The following is a 19,641-nucleotide window of genomic DNA, read 5'->3' as shown; positions in this document are numbered from 1 at the left end:
ATACCCATGATCTCCCTCGGTCCGGTGTCGACCGCTTTTCCTGAAGCCACCGTCGCGACAGCCGATCTCGCCGAGCTGTCGGAACTACCGCCCGCTCGTCGCGCGCACGCACTGTCGCTCGGCATCACCTCCGTGCGCTGCGCCGGCGACGCCGCGGAACACGATCTCGCCGCCGAGGCGGCCTGCGGGGCAATCGACCGCGCGGGGCTGGCGGCGAGCGATCTCGACGCGCTGCTGGTGGTCGGTGGACGCGCGCCGCGCTATCTGCTCGCTTCCGAAGCCACGCGCCTCCAGCAGCGCCTCGGCGCGGATCGCGCGTTCGTCGCCGGGATCGGCGAGCTCGGATGCGTGTCGATCTCGGCCGCGTTCACCCTCGCGGCGGCGTTGCTGCGCGGGGACACCCGGTGCCGCACCGTACTCGTCGTCGCCGCGGCGACCGCGCCGACCCGATTCCGCTATCGCGCGCCGATGACGATCCTCGGCGACGGAGCCGCCGCGGTGGTGCTCGGTGCCGGACACAGGGGCCGGTATCAGCTGGTCGACCATGAGGTGCGCAGTGACGGCCGCTACGCGGACCTGTTCCGGATCGACTACCGCGACCTGCCTTCGGATCAGTGGCGCGAGACCTGCGCCGACGAGGCCACCTACAGCTTCCGGCTCGCGGTCGAAAGTCGCAAACGGTTCACCGTGATGAACAACGAAATACTGTCCCGCAACGGGTTACGGCTGGCGGACCTGGGTTCGGTACTGATGCAGAACCTGTCGGCCGGCGCGTTCGCCTTCTGGGAGGAGGCGCTCGGCGTCGGCATCGATCCGGCCTGCCACCGCAATCTCGCCGGATTCGGCCACCTCGGCTCGGTGGATGTGCTCGTCAACCTGGACCTCGCGGCGCACACGCGCGCGCCGGGGGATCACCTGTTGCTACTGAACAGCAGCCCGGTCGCGGCGTGGAGCACCAGCCTGCTGCGTCGCCTGCCGGACGGCGATCGGGGAGGGATGTCTTCGTGAACACGATCGTGAAATGCCTGGTGTGGGATCTGGACGACACACTGTGGGACGGTGTGGTGCTGGAAGGCGACGCCCGCGCACCGCGTCCGGAAGCGCGCAGGGCGCTGCGGCTGCTGGACGAGCGTGGCATCGTGCACGCGGTCGCGAGCCGCGGCGAACCCGCTCCGGCGCTCGCGCATCTGGAAGCGCACGGGGTCGAGGAGATGTTCTGCGCGACCCAGATCGGGTGGGAACCCAAATCGTCGGCGGTGCGCCGGATCGCGGAGTCGCTGAACATCGGCCTGGACGCCGTCGCCTTCGTCGACAACGATCCGGTCGAACGCGCCGAGGTGGCGTCCGCACTGCCCCAGGTGCGCTGCTATACCGCCGAGGACGTAGCGGATCTACCGGATCTCGCGGAGTTCAGCCCGGCGGTCGTCACCCGCGACGCACGCGAGCGCAGGCAGCGCTACCGTGCCGAAGCGCGCCGACGGACCAGCGAGCAGTCCTTCGCCGGTTCGAACGCCGAATTCCTGCTCGGGCTCGGGCTGGTGATGACCGTGCGCCGGGCGCGTGAGGAGGACCTGGACCGTGCGCACGAACTCACGGTGCGCACCCACCAGCTCAATACGACCGGGCGCACCTTCGATATCGGGCAGCTGCGGGAGCTGAGCGCCGATGCCGACCACGAGGTGCTGATCGCGACCTTGCGCGACCGGTTCGGCGAGTACGGCGCGATCGGGCTCGCGGTCACCGAGGTGCGCGGCACGGATTCGGTACTGCTGCTGATGCTCATGTCCTGCCGGGTGATGTCGCGCGGGGTCGGTGGCGCGCTGCTGGCGCACCTGGTCGAGCGGGCGAGTGCGCGTGGACAGCGCTGTGTGGCGGAGTTCGTGCCGACCGAGGTGAACCGGGTCATGCTCGTCACGCTGCGCTTCGCCGGATTCGTCGTGCTGGAACAAGGCCCGGAACGGGTACTGCTCGGTCACGACGGGCGCACAGTCGCGCCCCACACCGCGCACGTGCTCGTGCGGTCGGCCGATGCGCCGACGCCGCCCGGCGATCTGATCGGCGGTCTGCTGCGGCGGGCCGCCGAGTTCCCGGATCGGTGCGCGCTGATCTCCGGTGGAGAAACATTCACCTTTCGTGAACTCGTCGACCGCACCGCCGCTCTCGCCGGGCGTCTGGTCGGGGCGGGTGTGCGTCCCGGCGACGTGGTGCTGTGTCTGCTACGGCAGGACGCGTGGACTGTGGTGGCGATGCTGGCCGTACTACGCGCAGGAGCGGCGTGGTGTCTGGTCGAGCCCGGGCGGGTCGGCACGCAGGTGCGTGCACTGGTCGACGACTTGGCTTGTGCCGCTGTGATATTCGACGAGCACGCACCCCCTACACCGCACGGGGAAGTGGAGGCACTGCTCGCCCCCGCGTCGGCCCGGCCCGCCCTGGTACCGCTGGGCGAGACCTCACCGGCCGGTCCGCTGCCCGCGTCGCCGCCCGCGTCGGCGCCCGCCTATGTCATCACCACCTCGGGATCCACTGGCGCACCCAAGGCAGTCGTGGTCAGCCGCGGCAACCTGGCCGCGATGATCTCCGGACGCGACTATCCGTGCGAAGACAGCGCATTGGTCACGCTGTCGACCTGCCCACTCACCGCCGACGCCGCACTGCTCTTCGGCCCGTGGGCCCTCACCCGGGGCGGGACCGTGGTGGTGCCGACCCACCGGGAGCTGCCCGACGCCGCGGCGGTCGGTGCGCTCGTGGCCGGGTCGCGGGTGAGTCACCTCGTCGCCACGCCGTCGTACTACCGGCTGCTGCTGCCGATTCTGGCCGAGGCGGCAGCCGCGCCGACGGTGGTCGCCCTCGCGGGCGAGACGCTGTCCTCGTCGCTGGCCGCCCGGCATCGCGAACTGCTGCCCGCCACCGTCCTGATGAACGAGTACGGCCCCACCGAGGCGACCGTGACCTGCGTATGGCACGTTGTCACCGATACCGCGACGGTACCCATCGGCCGACCGCTGCCGGGCAACACCGCGCGGGTGCTCGGGCCGGAGCTGACGGTGACGACCGCCGGAGACATCGGCGAACTGTATGTCGGCGGAGATCAGATCACCATGGGCTACGCCGCTCGTCCGGGGCAGACCGCGGCCCGTTTCGTCGCCGACCCGTTCGCCGGCGAACCCGGCGCGCGGATGTATCGCACGGGCGATCTCGCGCGACTCACCACCGCGGGCGAAATCGACTATCTCGGCCGCGCCGACGGCCAGGTGCAGATACGCGGCGCGCGGGTGGAACGACACGCAGTGGAGGCGGTGCTGGAGACCCATCCGGAGGTTGCGCACGCGGTGACCGTGGTACGCACCGGTCGCGATGAGATCGACGACCTCGTCGCGTTCATCGTGCCCGCCGCCGGCACCGCGCCGCCCGGTCGCCGGGAACTGGCCCGGCACTGCGCCGAACGGCTCTCGCCGCTGGAGGTGCCGGGCCGGTTCGTGCCGATCGACACGATTCCGATCGCCGCGGCGGGCAAGCTCGACACAGCCGCTCTGCTGGCCAGGGCCGACGATCCCCCGCTGCCGGGGCCCTCGCGCGCCGATTGGACACCCGGGCAACGCAAGGTCGCCGAACTGTGGTCCGCCGCGCTCGAACACGACGACTTCGATCTCGACGATTCGTTCTTCGAGATCGGCGGCAACTCGCACCGGGTGGTCGTGCTGCATCTACTGCTCGAGCAATACCGGCCGGGCGCGGTGCGCGTCGGGCAGCTGTTCGATCTGCGCACGATCCGCGACCAGGCCGATGCGCTCGCGGTCGGCGCCGCGGTGCCGGCCGAACCCTTGGTACCCGTCTCCACTCGAGCTTTCGAGCTGTGACCCCTCAGGAGTACACCGTGCCGGACCCCGGCATCCACGCCACTGCCCGCCCACGTGACACCGATATCGCGATCGTCGGTATCGGTGCGCGCTTCCCCGACGCTGCCGACCTCGCGGAATTCCGGGCCAACCTGGCCGCGGGGCGCGATTCGGTGGGGCCGATGCCGCGCGAACGGATCGCCGCCACCGGCCTGGACGACACCGTCACCTACCTGCCGATGGGGCACCTCGCCGAGATCGACGGATTCGACTACCGCTTTTTCGGGATGTCCCGCCGGGAGGCGTGCGTCACCGATCCGCAGCAGCGGCTCGCCCTGCTGCTGGCCCAGCGCGCGATCGAGGACGCCGGTTACACCACGCAGCGGCTGGCCCGCGCGGTCACCGCCGTCACGCTGAGCGCGGCGCAGTCGAGTTACCACTCCGCCGCGGTGGACCCGGGTCCGTTGAGCCTGCTCGGAAACGCCACCTTCGCGGGCCCGGCGCGCATCGCGCACCGGTTCGGATTCACCGGCGCGTGTTTCGGTGTCGACAGCGGATGCAACAGCGCGCTCGTGGCGGTGCACCAGGCCTGCCGCGAATTGCGCTGCGGCGACGCCGATTACGCACTCGGCGGCGGTGTGATCGTGCGGGTGCACGGCTCTCCGTCCTGGGGTGGGGGAAGCTTTTCCGAGATCATGTCGCCCACCGGCGTCTGTCGCGCATTCGACGCCGACGCCGACGGCACGGTGAACGGCGAGGGCGGCGCGATCCTGCTACTCACCACGGTGGCCCGGGCACTGGCCGACGGTGCCCCGATCCACGCGGTGATCCGCGGCAGCGCGACCCGGCACAACGGAGCGGCCGCCGCCACCATCAGCACACCGAGCGCCGCCGCCCAGAGCGCCGTCATCGCCAAGGCGTGGGAGGCCGCCGGACTCGATCCGCGCGCGGCCGGTTATCTCGAGACCCACGGGTCCGGGACGCGGCTCGGTGACGCGGTGGAACTGGAATCGATCAGCGCTGTTTTCGGTGGCGGCCCCGGCCTGCCCATCGGCTCGGTGAAGACGAACATCGGTCACCTCGATCATGCCTCGGGTATCGCCGGCCTGGTCAAAGCCGTGCTGAGCGTGTCGGAGGCGCAGCTGTTCCCGTCGCTGCACTTCACTAGGCCGACCGGCGACTTCGACCTGGCGGCCGCCGGTATCGACGTGGTGACCGAGAGCCGCCCGTGGCGCGGTGACGCGGTGCGCGCCGCCGGAGTCAGCTCCTTCAGCCTGGGCGGCAGTATCGCGCACTGCGTGGTGTCGCAGGCACCGCCGGTGCCCGCCACCCCGCCGTCGCGCCGCACCCACTTGATCGGCGTTTCCGCGCGCACGCCCGAGGCGTTGAGCGAGCTGTGCGCCCGGCTCGCCGAGGCGGTGCGCAGCACCGATGGCACGCTGGACGAAGTGGCCGCGACTCTCACCCTCGGTCGGGACCAGTACGAGCACCGGGTCGCCGTGACCGCATCGGACACGGCGGAACTCGCCGAGTCGCTGGACAAGGCCGCCGTGTGCGCGCACCGCGTGCCGACCGCGCCGCGCGTGGTGCTGTTGCTGTCTCCCGACGCCGCTGCGGTCCCACCGGGTCCGGCCGGCACCGTCGCGGCGCAGCCGCCCACACTGCCCGCCGAGCTGCCCGCCACCGGAACGACGGCGTCGGTGCTGGCCGGGCAGATCGCGGTGCACGAACGGCTCACCGCGTGCGGGGTCCGGTTCGCGGCACTGCTGAGCGCGGGATCGTCACGCTTCGCCGCCCGGTACCTGCTCGGCTCCCGTGACGGGGTCGAACCGGCCGACCTCGTCGACGCGGCGCCCACCATCGACGGCGACCGGCTCCTCGGCGCGGTGCGCACCCTCATGGCCGAAGGGCCCGTGGTGTTCGTGGAGCCCAGCCGGGACGGCAGGCTCGCCGGGCTCATCACCGACGCGGTACCGGACGCCGAGATCGTCTCCGCAGCCGCCGATACCGCCGACCTGAACGAACTCCTGGGCCGGTTGTACGAATACGGTGTCGACCTCGACTGGTCGGCCGTCGCGCCCGTCCACGCCCGCCGGATACGTTTGCCCGGCCATCCGATGCGCGAATCCGGCTGCTGGGTCGACCTGCCCCGCGCCGCGGCGTCCGTCGTCGTACCGCCCGCCGTGCCCGTCCCGCCGCACGACCACTCCGATCCGGTGCGCTGGCTGCGTCGAACCCTCGCCGAACTGCTCTACACCGACGACGAGATAGACGAAGACGCCGACTATTTCGCCCTCGGTGGCAATTCGCTGATCGCGGTGCAACTGGTGGACCGGGTCGAGGAGACCTACGGTTTCCGGCCGAAACTGCTCGACGTCTACGAGCGTCCTCGGCTGGCCGATTTCGCCGAGCTTCTCGCGACCGGGCGCGCCGCCGGCACCGCGCGCGCACCGATCCCGGCTCTGGTCGCACACGACGAACCGGTCATGTCGTCGGGGCAGGAACGGATGTGGTTCCACCACCAGTTCGATCCGCGGACGACGCTGTACAACTATCCGGTCGTGCAGCTGTTGCGCGGGCCGATCGACCCGGACGCGCTGCACGGTACCTTCGACGACCTCGTCGAGCGTCACGAGACCCTGCGGTACAACTTCGCCGAAGTGGACGGCGTCGCGGTGTTGCGCATCCGTGATCGGCTGGACGACTATGTCCGCCGCGTCGACGTCTCCGCCGAACCCGATCCGCTCGCCGCGGCCCGCGACCTCGTGCGCGCGGCCGCCACCGAGCCGTTCGATCTCGCTGTCGACGCCCTGTTGCGGGTGTTGCTCATCACCGTGGGACCGGATACCCATGTACTGCAATTGACCTGCCATCACGCCGTCACCGACGGTGCGACGCCGACGATTCTCGGACGCGAGCTGCCGGAGCTCTACGCCGCGCGGCGCGAGGGCCGGCCGCACCGCCTGGCGCCACTGCCGATCCGGTACCGCGACTACGCGGCCTGGCATCGCGCACTGCTGGCGAGTTCGGCGCTCGACCACGAACTCGACTACTGGCGTGACACGCTGGCCGACGCGCCGGTGCTGCAACTGCCCACGGATTTCCCACGACCCGACCGCAAGACCTATGTCGGCGACCTACATCCGTTCACCATCCCCGCGCAACTGCTCACCGATCTGCGTGCGCTGGCGGGTCGAGCCTCGGTCTCGCTGTTCGTGGTCCTGCTCAGCGCCTTCTATCTGACTCTCGCGCGGCACAGCGGCCAGCGCGATATCGTCGTCGGCACGCCGACCACCGGACGCGGCCGAAGCGAATTCCAGGACCTGATCGGCTATTTCAACAGTACGGTCGCCTTGCGCACCGACTTCACCGCCGACACCACATTGCCGGACCTGCTGACCCGGGTGCGCTCGGTCGTTTTCGATGCGCTCGAACACCAGGAGATCCCGTTCGACCGGGTGGTCAATGCCGTGGCGCCGCAGCGCGACCTGTCGCGCACACCGCTGTTCGATGTGCTCTACATCCACCAGGTGACGCCACGAATGGAGCGAATCGACGAGGCGGGCGCGGAACTGTTCGATCTCGATCACGCCGCAAGTAACGAATTCGGCGGATTGCCGACCGGTACTGCCAAATTCGACCTGACGCTGATCACCTTCGAATACACCGACAGCGTCGCACGCGATATCGGCGCGTGCCTGGAGTTCAGCACCGAGCTGTTCACCACGCAGACGGTGGCCGCGCTCGGCGACGCGTTCCTGGAGATCCTGACGGCGATGGTGTCGGACGCCGGCGCGCCGCCGGTCGAGGAGCTGATCGCCGGACCCCGGCGGAACCCGGACGTGACGGCGTCGATACCCACCGATCGACCACGCGTCGGGAACACCGTGGAATACGAAGTGGTCACGCGTGCGATAGAACTGGATCGCGCCGAACTCGACCGCTTCGAGACCGCGCTGTTCGACGCATACACGGTTCTGCTCGGCTGGTACAGCGGCGGTGACCGGTTGCGTATCGGTATGCCCGACGGACCCGATGGTGCGCGAGACGTCATCGTGAACGTCCGCCCGGACACCACCTGGCGGATATTGCGCGACGACCCGCCGGAATCGGCCGCGAGTACCGACGCGACGACCCTGCGGTACCTCGGCCACGCGCGGGTCGCGCCGGCGGACACCGAACTCGCGCTCGCATGGACGCCCGACTCCGCCGAGTTACATGTGCACTACGCGACCGCACTGTTCGACCGGTCCTCCGCCGAGGCCATCGCCGACGAACTGGTCGCGCTGGCGCGGGCCGCGATCGACAGACCGGACGAACCGGTGCACGACGCCGTGCTCGGCATCGAAGCCTTCCAGGACGAACAGGAGATCCACCCGTGACCGCACAGCACCGGATCGGCGTGGTCGGCGCGGGCACAATGGGCGCGGGTATCGCCCAGTGCGTGGCCGCAGCGGGCATGCCCGTCACCGTGGTCGATCCCGATCCCACTGCTGCCGAACGCGCCCGGCGCGGCATCCGCGCGGCGCTGCGTTCGAGCGTGCTGCTGGGCCGCGGTCCGCGCCCCGGCGAGCTCGCCGGGATCACCGACCGCATCAGGTGGTCGCAGCGCGTCGAGGAGCTGCGCGAGGCCACCCTCGTCATCGAATCCGTTACGGAACGAGTCGCACTCAAGTACCGCGTACTGGCCGAACTCGACCGTGTGTGTGCGCCGTCGGCTGTGTTCGCGTCGGGGACCTCGGCCATCCCCATAACCGACCTGGCCGCCCGCACCACCCGGCCGGAGCGGATGCTCGGACTGCATTTCATGAACCCCGCGCCGCTGACCGAGGCGGTGGAGGTGATCACCACCGCGCAGACCGCACCCGGCACCCTGGCCACGGCGCTCGACTTCCTGAGCGCACTCGGCAAACGCGGCATCGTGGTCGGTGACGGGCCGGGATTCGTCATCAACCGGGTGCTCATGCTCGCCATCGCGGAGGCCGCCGCTGTCACCGAATCCGGAACCGACGCCGCCACGGTCGACGCCTTGTTCGAGGGCTGCCTCGGCCATCGGATGGGACCACTGCGCACCGCGGATCTGATCGGCCTCGACAATGTGGCCGACACCCTCGCGGTGCTGCGCGATACCACCGGCGACGGCCGCTATCGCGTGCCGAATGTGCTGGCCACGCTGGTCGAGAACGGGCATCTGGGCCGCAAATCGGGAAGGGGATTCCATGCCTACCCCTGAGACGAGCACACTCGACCACCCGCTCGAGCAGACGCCGGGGCTGGGTCCGCTGGCCCGGCGCAGCGGCGGCGGGACAGCGGCGGTCGTGCTGGCCGCGCTGGCGGTGTACACGCATCGCCGGACGGGCGCGGACCGGGTGACCGTCGGCTACCGGTCCGGTACCACCGCGATCGGGATCCGTGTGACGGTGGCGGCACGCGACGACTTCCGCAGCGTCGCCACCCAGGTCGGGGCGCTGCTCAGGCAGCGCACGACCACCGCTGCCGGACCGGAATGTCCGACCGCGGTGTACGACAACGACGACGGGTGGCAAGTCGGGTTGCCCGAGGTCGAGTTGGCCATTTTCACAAAGCTTTTCGCGAGACTCGTAGCCGCGCCCGGAACGCCGGTTGCCCGGGTCGATCTCACCGCCGAGGAGGACCGCGCGCGCATTCTGCGCCGCGGCGGCCCGGTTCGCGCCCGGGACCCGTATGTCACCACCCTGACCGGTTTCGAGTCGATCGCGCGCCGGTCGCCCGAGGCGATCGCACTGGTGCACGGTGCGGAATCGGTCACCTACGGTGAGCTGGACGCCCGCGCGAATCGACTGGCACGCGGTCTGATTCGGCGTGGTGTCGGCCCGGATACGGTGGTCGGCGTTGCGATGGTCCGTTCGATCGGAGCGGTCGTCGCGGTGTACGCCGTGCTGAAGGCGGGCGGTGCGTATCTGCCGCTGGAACCGGGTCATCCGGCCGAGCGGCTGAATCGAATCCTGACAGTGGCCCAGCCGGTGCTGGTCCTGAGCACGCGCGGGGCCGGCTTCGCCACCGATGCCGTGCCCGTCCACTACCTCGACGAGCCGGATTATGGGGACGAAGACGGCGCACCGCTGGACGATGCCGACCGGCACGCGCCCCTGCGCTCCGGCAATCTGGCGTATCTCATGTTCACTTCCGGCTCGACCGGCGTGCCCAAGGGTGTCGCGGTCCCGCATGCGGCGGTGGTGGACCATCTGCGGTGGATGAGTGAGCACATCGGCCTCGACGAGACCGACACCGTCCTGCAGAAGACGCCGGTCACCTTCGACGTCTCGATCTGGGAGCTGTTCTGGCCCGCGAGTACCGGAGCGACCCTTGCCATCGCACCGCCGTCGGCGCACACCGACCCGGCCGAACTGACCCGGCTGATCGCCGCACACGGGGTGACGACCCTCCAGTTCGTGCCCTCGACACTGAGCAATTACCTCACTGTGGTGTCCGGGCTTCCGGCCTGCGTCCGCCGTGTGCTGACCATCGGGGAGACGCTCACACCCGCCCTGGCGCAGCGTTTCGGTGCGGCGAGCCCCGCGCGGCTGCACAACCTCTACGGGCCGACCGAAGCGACCGGCGCCGTCACGGGATACCCGGTGAACCTGCCGGCTTCGGTGTCGATACCCATCGGATCGGTCGCCACGAATACGCGGGCGTACGTACTCGACGCGCGGCTGCGCCCCGTACCCGACGGGCTGCCCGGCGAACTGTATCTCGCGGGCCCACAACTGGCGCGGTGCTATCAGGGCGAGCCCGGACGTACGGCCGAGCGTTTCGTCGCGGACCCTTTCGTACCCGGTGCGCGGCTGTACCGCACCGGCGATATCGTCCGGTGGAATGCGGCGACCGAGCTGCTGGAGTACCGGAGCCGAGTCGATCTTCAGGTCAAACGCCACGGCGTGCGCATCGAACTGGGCGAGGTGGAGGCCGCGCTCTCGGCGTGCGCGACGGTCGCGCAGGCGGTGGCGACGCTGCGCCCCGACGGAAGGCTCCTCGGTTATGTCGTGCCGGTAGCGGGCGCGGTCTGCGCTCCGGACGCACTCCGCACGGAATTGTCCCGCGCCCTCCCGGCCGCCATGATGCCCGACGATATCGTCGTGCTGGACGCGTTCCCCGCCACCACGGCCGGCAAGGTGGACCGGGCGGCACTGCCCGAACCGGCGCCACGGGACATCCCGTACCGTGCGCCGTCGACGCCGGTGGAACAGACGTTGACCGAGGTGTTCGGGCAGGTGCTCGGCCGGGATCGGGTCGGTGTCGACGAATCCTTCTTCGCCATGGGCGGCGACAGCGTCATGTCGATTCTGCTGGTCTCCCGGGCGAAATCGCGGGGCGTCCACATCACCCCCGCGCAGGTCTTCGAACGGCCCACCGTCGCGGGGCTGGCCACGGTCGCCACGACCGGAGCGCCCGAGCGGCATATGCTCGCCGAACTACCCGGCGCCGGGGTGGGCGAGATGCCGCCGACGCCCGCCGTCCTCGCGCTGATCGAGCGCGCTGCATCCGGTCGCGTGGCGTTCGACCGGTATGCCCAGCACATGGTGCTCGACCTGCCCGCGGGCATCACCGCGACCACGGTGCGACAGGTGATCGGCGCGGTCGTCGAACAGCACGACATGCTGCGCGCACGGCTCTACCGCGACGCGGGCGGCGAGTGGCGCCTGTTCGCCGACCCACCCGGATCCTTCGAGGTCGGGTCGGTTCTCCGCCGGGTCGATATCTCGTCGGCCGATGACGTCGAAGAGGCCGCGATCCTCGCTCGTGAGACGGAAGCCGCGATCGGCCGCCTCGACCCGGCGAACGGGGTCGTGCTGCGGTGTGTCTGGCTCGATCGAGGCCGCGGCGATCGCGGCGGGCTGCTCGTTGTCGTGATCCACCACATCGCGGTGGACGGTGTGTCCTGGCGCATCCTGATCCCGGACTTCGTCGCGGCGTGGGCCCGGCTCGAGTCGGGCCGGTCGCCGCGGTTGCCCGGCACGGGCACCTCGGTGCGGCGATGGGCACACGCTCTGCGCGACAGAGCAGATGACGTCGAGTTGCTCGCCCAGGCGGACAGATGGAGGGAGCTGCTGCGCGGGCCCGATCCGCTGTTCACCGATCGTCGGCTCGATCCGCGTATCGACGGCCCCGACACGATGCGCCGCATCGTCTGCGAGTTCGACGAGGCGACGACCTCCGCCGCCGTGACCACGCTGCCCCCGCGCTACGGCACCGATACCAACACCGTCCTACTGACCGCGCTGACCGTGGCGATGGTCGCGTGGCGCGGCGGTGACAGCTCCGTCGTCCCCGTGCGGATGGAATCCCACGGCAGGCACGGCGATCTCGTGCCCGGCGCCGATCTCGCGCGCACGGTCGGCTGGTTCACCGCAGCCTATCCGTGCCGTTTCGACCTGACAGGTATCGATATCGCGGACGCGATCGTGGGTGGGCGCGCCCTCGCCGATGCGGTGAAAACCGTCAAGGAACAACTACGTGCCGTACCCGAGGGCGGCCTCGGCTACGGATTGCTGCGCTACTTCGGTACCGGCGTCGACCTGCCGGCCGAGACCACTCAATTGTCGTTCACGTATCTGGGCGCGATCTCCGCGGCGAACGGCCCCTGGCTGCCCACGGCCCTCGCGAACAACCATGATCCGATCGACCCCGGCCTACCTGCCGAGGTGGCCCTCGCGATCGACACCGCGGTGGTCGGTGGTCGGCTCACCGCGGGCTTCTCGTTCCCCGAAACCCTGATCGGGCCCGAGCGCGTCCACGACTTCGCCGAGCTGTTCGGAAGGGTCCTGCGCGCCCTCGCACGGCACGCGGCCGATCCCGCTGCCGGCGGGTGGACACCCTCGGATTTCGCCCCCGCCGGCCTGCGGCAATCCGAGATCGATCGCTGGGAGCACCACTACGGCCGGTTGTGCGATATCCGGGCGCTCACACCGATCCAGGAGAAGTTCGCCGACCTCGCACCCGCGGACGGACCCGAGGTCCACACCCTCCAGGTGGTGCTGACCTGCGAAGGAACTCCCGATCTCGCACGCCTACGCACGGCCGCCCAGCATGTCGTGGATCGGCATTCCGCGCTGCGGGCAGCGTTCGTCCGCGACGGCGGCGGGCGGTGGCGTCAACTCGTCGTCGCGACCGCGCCGATCGAAGTCGAGGAAGTCGACCTATGCGAACGCGGCACCGAACTGGACGATGTCCTGGCCGCGGAACAGGTGCGCCCATTCGACTTGGAAACGCCGCCGCTCATCCGATTCCTGCTGATCCGGACCGCGGAGCGCCGCTGCGTGCTGTCGGTGACCAATCACCGGCTGCTGTTCGACGGCTGGTCCGCGCCGATCCTGATGCGAAACCTGCTGAGCGCCTTCGCGCTCGGTGTGGCCGGCCCCGGCGAGGTGGACGACGGGTTCGCCACCTTCCTGCGCTGGCGGGCCGCGCAGAACCGGGGGCCCGCCGCCGCGGCATGGCACGCTGCCCTGCACGACATCGCCGCGCCGACCCTGGTCGCCGCGCCGGGCGCCGCATCGAGGGATCCGGCGCGGTCGCACACCGAACACCTGGTTACGCTGACGGCCGCGCGCACCGCCGCGCTGGCCGGCGTTGCCGCCGCATCCGGTGTCACGCTGAACACCGTCCTGCAGTACGTGTGGGCGTCGGTGCTGGGTGATCTCACCGGGTCCGACGACGTCGTGTTCGGCGCGGTGGTCTCCGGACGGCCCGCGAGCATCCCCGGCATCGACGCCATGGTCGGCTCGTTCATCAACACCGTGCCGGTGCGGGTGCGCCGCCGCGCCGACCAGCCGATAGGCGCGTGTCTGCGGGCGGTGCAGGCCGAGCAGGCGGCACTACTCGACCATCACCATCTCGGTCCGGCCGAGATCGAGGACGCGGCCGGTGTTCCGGTGCGCGAGTATTTCGACACACTGCTGGTGTTCGAGTCGTATCCGGTCGACGTCGCGCCGACCCCCATCACCGTGGGTGACCTGGTGCTGACCGATCTGTCGTCGCGGGAGATCACGCTGTTTGCGCTGACCGCGACGGTCTGGCCGCGCGACCGGCTGACAGTGGCACTGAATTGGCACCGCGATCTGCTGGACGACGATCTGGCGCGCCGGGTGATCGCCCGGCTGGAAGCCGAACTGGAACGGGTCGCGACCCTGCCCGCCGACGGCGCGAACGGAGTGAGATGACGCAGACGACGCAACGCCGGATCGACTACCCGCTGACCGTCGCGCAGCAGGAGATCTGGGCCTACACCATCCTCAACGGCGCGGATCATCGCTATCGCCTGGAGGGCTACATCCACCTGCGCGGGCGCATCGATCCCGCCCTGTTCGAACGTACGCTGCGCGGTGTCGTCGCGGCCGCCGAGACCTTACGCATCCGGCTCGACACCGAGGGTCCCGAACCGCGTCAGGTGATCGAGGACTGCACCGAATGGATCCTGCATCGGGGCGATTTCGGTGCGGCAGCCGACCCGGTCGAGGCGGCACTGGCCTACCTGCGCGCCGCACTACCCACCTTCGATCTGACCGTCGCTCCGCTGTTCGACCACCATCTGCTGGACCTCGGTGCGGCGGGTCACCTCTGGGCCCTCCGCGCCCACCACATCGTCCTCGACGGCGGCGCGTCGCTGGCTCTCATCCGGGCGGTCGCGCGAGCCTACACCGCATTGATCGGTGGTGAGCCCGCGCCGGAAGTCGCCGATACCGTCGCGGGATATGTCGAGCAGGACCGGCGGTATCGGGCCTCGCCCCGGTTCACCGACGACCGTGCGTTCTGGTCCGAACGGCTCGCCGGGCTGCCCGACGCGCCGATGTTCGCCCATCCGCCGGTCGCCGTCGGCGTGTCCGGGCCGATACGGCACTCAGGTAGTCCCGGTGACAAAGAGTGGCGGGAATTCCGGCTGGCGGCAGCGCGATTCGGCGTGGACTCGCCGGCCCTGCTGGCCGCGACGACGGCGCTGCTGCTGCACGCCGATTCCGGTGCGCGGACCGTGGTCCTCGGTCTGCCGGTGCCGGCCAAACGATCCTGGCGCGCGCTCGGTATGACCTCGAACGTCGTCGGACTGCGCGTCGAGGTCGACCCCGGCGGGTCCATCGGCGCACTCGCCGCGGCAACGCAGGCGGAGCTGCGAACGGTGCTGCGCCACCAGCATTATCGGCGATTCGACCTGCTCGCCGACGGCACGTCCCCGGGCGGCGAGCACCGGATCACCGGCCCGGTGCTCAATATCCTGCCCGCTGCGCCCGATATCTACTTCGGTGATGTGGTCGCCACACCGATACCGGTATCGACCGGATACACCGAGGCATTCGGCATCGGCATCCATCTCGGAGACGGTCCGCCACGCATCGATATGGACAGCACCGCCGATCGGTGCGATTCCGCGGCGCTGGCGAGTCTGCACAGCCGCTTCCTGACCGCGATGAGCGACGTGGCGGCGGCTTCCGCGGATACGCCCGCCGGTCGGCTGACCCGCGCGCCCGCGGTGGCCGTGACGCGCAGCCCGCACGAGGATCCGGCGGGCGCGACGGATCGCGGTATCGCTGAGGTCTTCGATTCGGTCGCGCGTCGGCACCCCGAACGCCATGCGTTGTGGTACGAGGGTGAGCACGTCGGCTATCGCGAGCTGCAGGTTCGCGCGCAACGGTTCGCCCACCACCTCGCTTCCCGGCACGGTGTCGGGCTCGGGACTCCTGTGGGTCTGCGCCTACCGCGCACCCCGGAACTGGTCGTCGCGGCGCTGGCTTTGATGCAGCTCGGGGCGATCTGCGTGCCGCTGCACGAGCAGGACCCGCCCGACCGTGTCGCCTGGATGCTGTCCTACACCGGCACCGAACTCGTTGTCGACGATATCGCGCTGGTGCGCAGCGTTTCGCGGTCCGACGGGCCGGTCTCGACCACACCGGCCGGCTCGGTACCCGCCGACGCGGCGGCCTGGCTGATGTTCACCTCCGGATCGACCGGCGCACCGAAAGGCGTACTCGCCACGCACCGGGCGATAGTGACGCGCGCGGTGGACCGGATCGCCGCGGGCCCCGAATACGCACGGATGCTGATGCATTCGCCATACGCCTGGGACATGGTCGTCTGGGAACTCTGGATGCCGCTGTTGCAGGGGCACACCGTGGTGATCGCGACACCGGACCGGCTCGGAGCCGAGGACTTCCGCCAGGTGCTGCGGGCGGGAGAGGTCACCGCGGCGTTGCTGGCGACCGGGCTGTTCCAGGTGCTCGTCGACGATATACCGGATAGCCTCGGCCGGCTGCGCACATTGTCGACCGCCGGTGACATCCTGCCTCTCGATACCGTGCGCGCGATGCGCGCGGCGGCACCCGGACTGCCCATCGTCAACATCTACGGTCCGGTGGAGGCCACCGCCTACGCCACCGCCTACTCGATTCCGACCGGACCGCTGCCCGACGAGGCGATTCCGGTCGGCCGAGCCGTGGACCACACCGAGGTACTGATTCTCGACGCCTTGCTGCGCCCGGTACCGCCGGGCATGGTCGGCGAGATCTACCTGACCGGAGCGGGCCTCGCCCGGGGATATCACCGGATGCCCGGCCGCACCGCGACTGCATTCACGGCCAACCCCTTCGGCGCCCCGGGGGCGCGGATGTACCGCACCGGCGATCACGGCAGCTGGGGCGCCGACGGCGCCGTGCGATTCCTCGGCCGCGGCGACCGGCAGGTCAAGGTCAACGGCATTCGCGTGGAGCCCGGCGAGATCGAACACGCGATCCGGAATATGCCGGGGGTGACCGCGGCGGTTGTCACGGCGCACCGGGTGGCGGCGGGCAAGAGCCTGGTCGCCCATGTGGTCGCCGCCGAACCGATCGACACCGCGGTGATGCGGACCCGGCTGGCGCGAGTCCTGCCCGCTTATCTGCTGCCGGCCGTGATCGTGCAGATTCCCGCGCTACCGCTGACGGCCAACGGCAAGGTCGACCGCGCCGCGTTGACCATGCCCGCCTCGGCCGCCGCGGAGCCGCCGCGGACACCGCGTCGGCAGATCCTCGCCGGGCTGTTCGCCGATGCCGTCGGACAGCAGCGGGTCGGCGTGCAGGACGATTTCTTCCGTATCGGCGGGAACTCGCTCGCCGCGATCCGGCTCGCGGCGGCGGCGAGCCGGACCTTCGGTGTCGTGGTGAGTCCGCGCGATCTGCTCGATGCGCCCACCGTCGCCGCGCTGGAACGGCGCATCGCCGATCGCGGCGGCGATCCCGGCGCTGTCGACCGGGAATCAGTGGACGTCGCGTATCGGGAGAGCGACGGTAGCGCCTCTCTTCCCGAGGACGCGATTGCGCTCGCACCGAGCCAGCAGCGACTCTGGACGGTCAACTATCTCAGCGACGGCGCCGCCGATTACCTGATGCCCGCTGCTGTGGACCTCATCGGTCCACTCGACGCGGCGATCGTGCGGGCGGCGGTCCGCGATGTGGTTCGCAGGCATGAGATACTCCGGACCACACTGCCTTTCACAGCTTCGGGCCCGATCCAGCGGATCGCGGCATTCGACCAGGACGCTGTCGACTACCGCGAGGTCACCGACGTCGAGGACCTGAACCGATTGCTGGCAGCGGAGCTGGACCGCGGTTTCCGGCTGCTCACCGAGGCGCCGCTGCGGGCGCGGTTGTACAGGCTGACGCCCGATCATCACGTTCTGCTCGTGATCCTGCACCACTGCGCGGGTGACGCCGAATCGCTGGCGCTGTTGTTGCGCGAACTCGAATTCGCCTACCTCGCACGCGCCGAAGGCGCGGCACCCGGCTGGCCGACGCCGCCGGTCCAGTTCGCCGATTACGCCCGGTGGTTGCGTGACCACGGCGACGATCCCGTCCACGCGCAGTACTGGAGTGACCTGCTGTCCGGCCTGGAGTACACCCCGCCGCTGGCCGTCGACCACCCTCGGTCCGCTGCCGGTGGATACCCGGCGGCGCTGCTGCCGTTCACCCTGGACGCGGCCACCCACGCCGCGGTGCGGGACACCGCCCGTCGCCGCGGAGCGACCACCTACGCCGTCCTGCACGCGGCCCTCGTCCACGCCCTCACCGATATGGGCGCCGGACCCGATCTGGTCATCGGCACGGCACTGAGCGGACGCGATCGCCCCGAACTCGACACGATGCTCGGCTGCGCGGCCGATATCGTGCTGATCCGCACCGACCGCACCGCCGCACCGGCCGCCGCACAACTGATCGACCAGATTCGCGACCGCATCCTGGAAGCACACGAGAACAGGAGCTACCCGTTCGAGCGAGCCACGGCCGCCCACACCGGACCGGACCGCCCGCTGCCCCAGATCGTCACCACGTTCTTCCGCGATATCCCGGTCGCGGGCGGCGCGGGCGATATCGAGGTCCTGCCGCGCGAACTGCCACCCCAGCGAGCGGAGTTCGAGATCCTCATCCAGCTCGGAGAAGCCACCGGCCCCGGCGGCGAACCGGCCGGCATCCACGGCGAGATCCGCTACGCCGCACCGCTGTGGGAGGCCACGACGATCACCGCGCTCGCATGCGGCCTGCGATCCGCGATCACCGCACTGTCGAACGGGTAGGCGGCCCGGCGCCCTACTGTCCGGCACCTCGAGTGGCGATCAGTGCACCGGCCAGAGCCAGCATGGTCACCCAGACGGTCGACCCGGCGGCCAGCACGAGTGGGCGGGCACCGACGCGGGCCAGCGACCGCAGCCGCACGCCGGTACCCAACGCGAACATGGCGACAGTGAGCAGCACCGTCTGCACCTCGTGTGTCACGTCGAGTGCCGCGGAGGGAATCACGCCGGTCGACCTGACCGCCGCGCAGGCGAGGAATGCCAGTACGAACATCGGCACCAGCGGAGGCTTACGTGCTGAGTCCAAGGACGCGTCGGTACGCCCGCGCCGGATATGCCAGCTGATCGCGGCCAAGACCGGCGCCAGCAATACGACTCGGGCGAGTTTGACCACCACCGCGATAGTGAGCGCGGTACCGCCGATCGCTCCGCCGACGGCTACCACCTGCGCGACTTCGTGGACCGCGGCGCCGGCCCACACACCGCCGGCCGCCTCCTCGAGTCCGAGGGCATGCGCTGCGGGCGGAATGACAGCGATCAGCATGGTCCCGAACACCACGACCAGAGCAACCGAGGTCAGGACCTCTTCTTCGTCGGCATCGACGACTCCGTCCACGGCGGCGACCGCGGCGGCGCCGCAGATCGAGAACCCGCAGGCGATCAACAGTCGCTGGGTCCAGCCGATCCCGAGCATTCGCCCGAGCAGCATGGTGCTGGCGATTCCCGCGACCACGATGACGAATACGAGCAGCAGAATCGCGAAACCGAGTCCGAGGATGTCGGTGAACGTCACCTGCAAGCCCAATAACGCGACGCCGATCCGTAGCAGCCGCTTGGAACAGAACTGGAGTCCTGGCCGAATACGCTGTGGAATATCCACGATATTCGCAGCGATCGCACCGACCAGGATGGCGGCCAGTAGCGGACTGAGAAAGGAAGTCCGACGGGTGAGCAGCATGATGCCGACCACGACGACAGCCGTGAGTATCAGGCCGGGAGCGTACTCGCTACTCCAGCGTCGCGCTCGGCTCATGGGCGATCGGCGCATCGGTGCCGTCGGCGAGGGCGGTTCGCTCATCAGGTCGGACGTATTGGTCTGGGGCATGATCGAGGTGTCCGGTGCTTTCGGTCTCGGCAACCGTCCGACAATGGCCGACGGTCGACACGGGTATGACGGTCGTGCGCCGGCGCACCGGAGTCGCCTGACCCCGATACGCCGGCCGACGATGCGGG

General features: G+C 70.0%; 7 protein-coding genes. 6 read left to right on the top strand and 1 reads right to left on the bottom strand.

Annotation, left to right across the window (positions count from 1 at the left end):
• Nucleotides 1–6: 6 nt before the first annotated feature.
• From NS4_RS01440 to NS4_RS01410, 6 genes are read left to right on the top strand one after another with little or no spacing between them, the layout of a single operon-like run.
• On the top strand, nucleotides 7–1,008 hold the full coding sequence (locus NS4_RS01440; RefSeq protein ID WP_245664963.1) for a 3-oxoacyl-ACP synthase: 1,002 nt from the start codon (nucleotides 7–9) through the stop codon (nucleotides 1,006–1,008).
• Nucleotides 1,005–3,857 (top strand): HAD-IIIC family phosphatase, encoded by a 2,853-nt coding sequence (locus NS4_RS33115; RefSeq protein WP_245664961.1) that lies wholly within the window; start codon nucleotides 1,005–1,007, stop codon nucleotides 3,855–3,857. The genes NS4_RS01440 and NS4_RS33115 overlap by 4 nt, the downstream gene beginning before the upstream one ends.
• A complete protein-coding gene (locus NS4_RS01425; protein WP_245664959.1) occupies nucleotides 3,854–8,218 on the top strand; it encodes a condensation domain-containing protein in 4,365 nt (1,454 codons plus the stop codon). The genes NS4_RS33115 and NS4_RS01425 overlap by 4 nt, the downstream gene beginning before the upstream one ends.
• Nucleotides 8,215–9,069, top strand: a complete 855-nt coding sequence (locus NS4_RS01420; protein WP_245664957.1) for a 3-hydroxyacyl-CoA dehydrogenase family protein — start codon at nucleotides 8,215–8,217, stop codon at nucleotides 9,067–9,069. The genes NS4_RS01425 and NS4_RS01420 overlap by 4 nt, the downstream gene beginning before the upstream one ends.
• Complete coding sequence (locus tag NS4_RS01415) at nucleotides 9,056–14,038, top strand: non-ribosomal peptide synthetase (protein ID WP_063057638.1); 4,983 nt, start codon at nucleotides 9,056–9,058, stop codon at nucleotides 14,036–14,038. The genes NS4_RS01420 and NS4_RS01415 overlap by 14 nt, the downstream gene beginning before the upstream one ends.
• Nucleotides 14,035–18,411 carry a non-ribosomal peptide synthetase gene (locus NS4_RS01410; protein WP_063057637.1) on the top strand — a complete coding sequence of 1,459 codons (4,377 nt, stop codon included), beginning with the start codon at nucleotides 14,035–14,037 and terminating at the stop codon, nucleotides 18,409–18,411. Before NS4_RS01415 ends, NS4_RS01410 begins: the two co-directional genes overlap by 4 nt.
• 13 nt (nucleotides 18,412–18,424) lie before the next feature.
• On the opposite strand, the gene NS4_RS01405 is transcribed toward NS4_RS01410, so the two are convergent.
• A complete protein-coding gene (locus NS4_RS01405; protein WP_281218512.1) occupies nucleotides 18,425–19,513 on the bottom strand; it encodes a YeiH family protein in 1,089 nt (362 codons plus the stop codon).
• Between the last annotated feature and the right edge of the window lie 128 nt (nucleotides 19,514–19,641).

Origin of the sequence: Nocardia sienata NBRC 100364 (genome assembly GCF_001613205.1) — a bacterium.
GTDB lineage: Bacteria > Actinomycetota > Actinomycetes > Mycobacteriales > Mycobacteriaceae > Nocardia > Nocardia sienata.
This window is presented reverse-complemented; position numbering and strand designations above follow the sequence as displayed.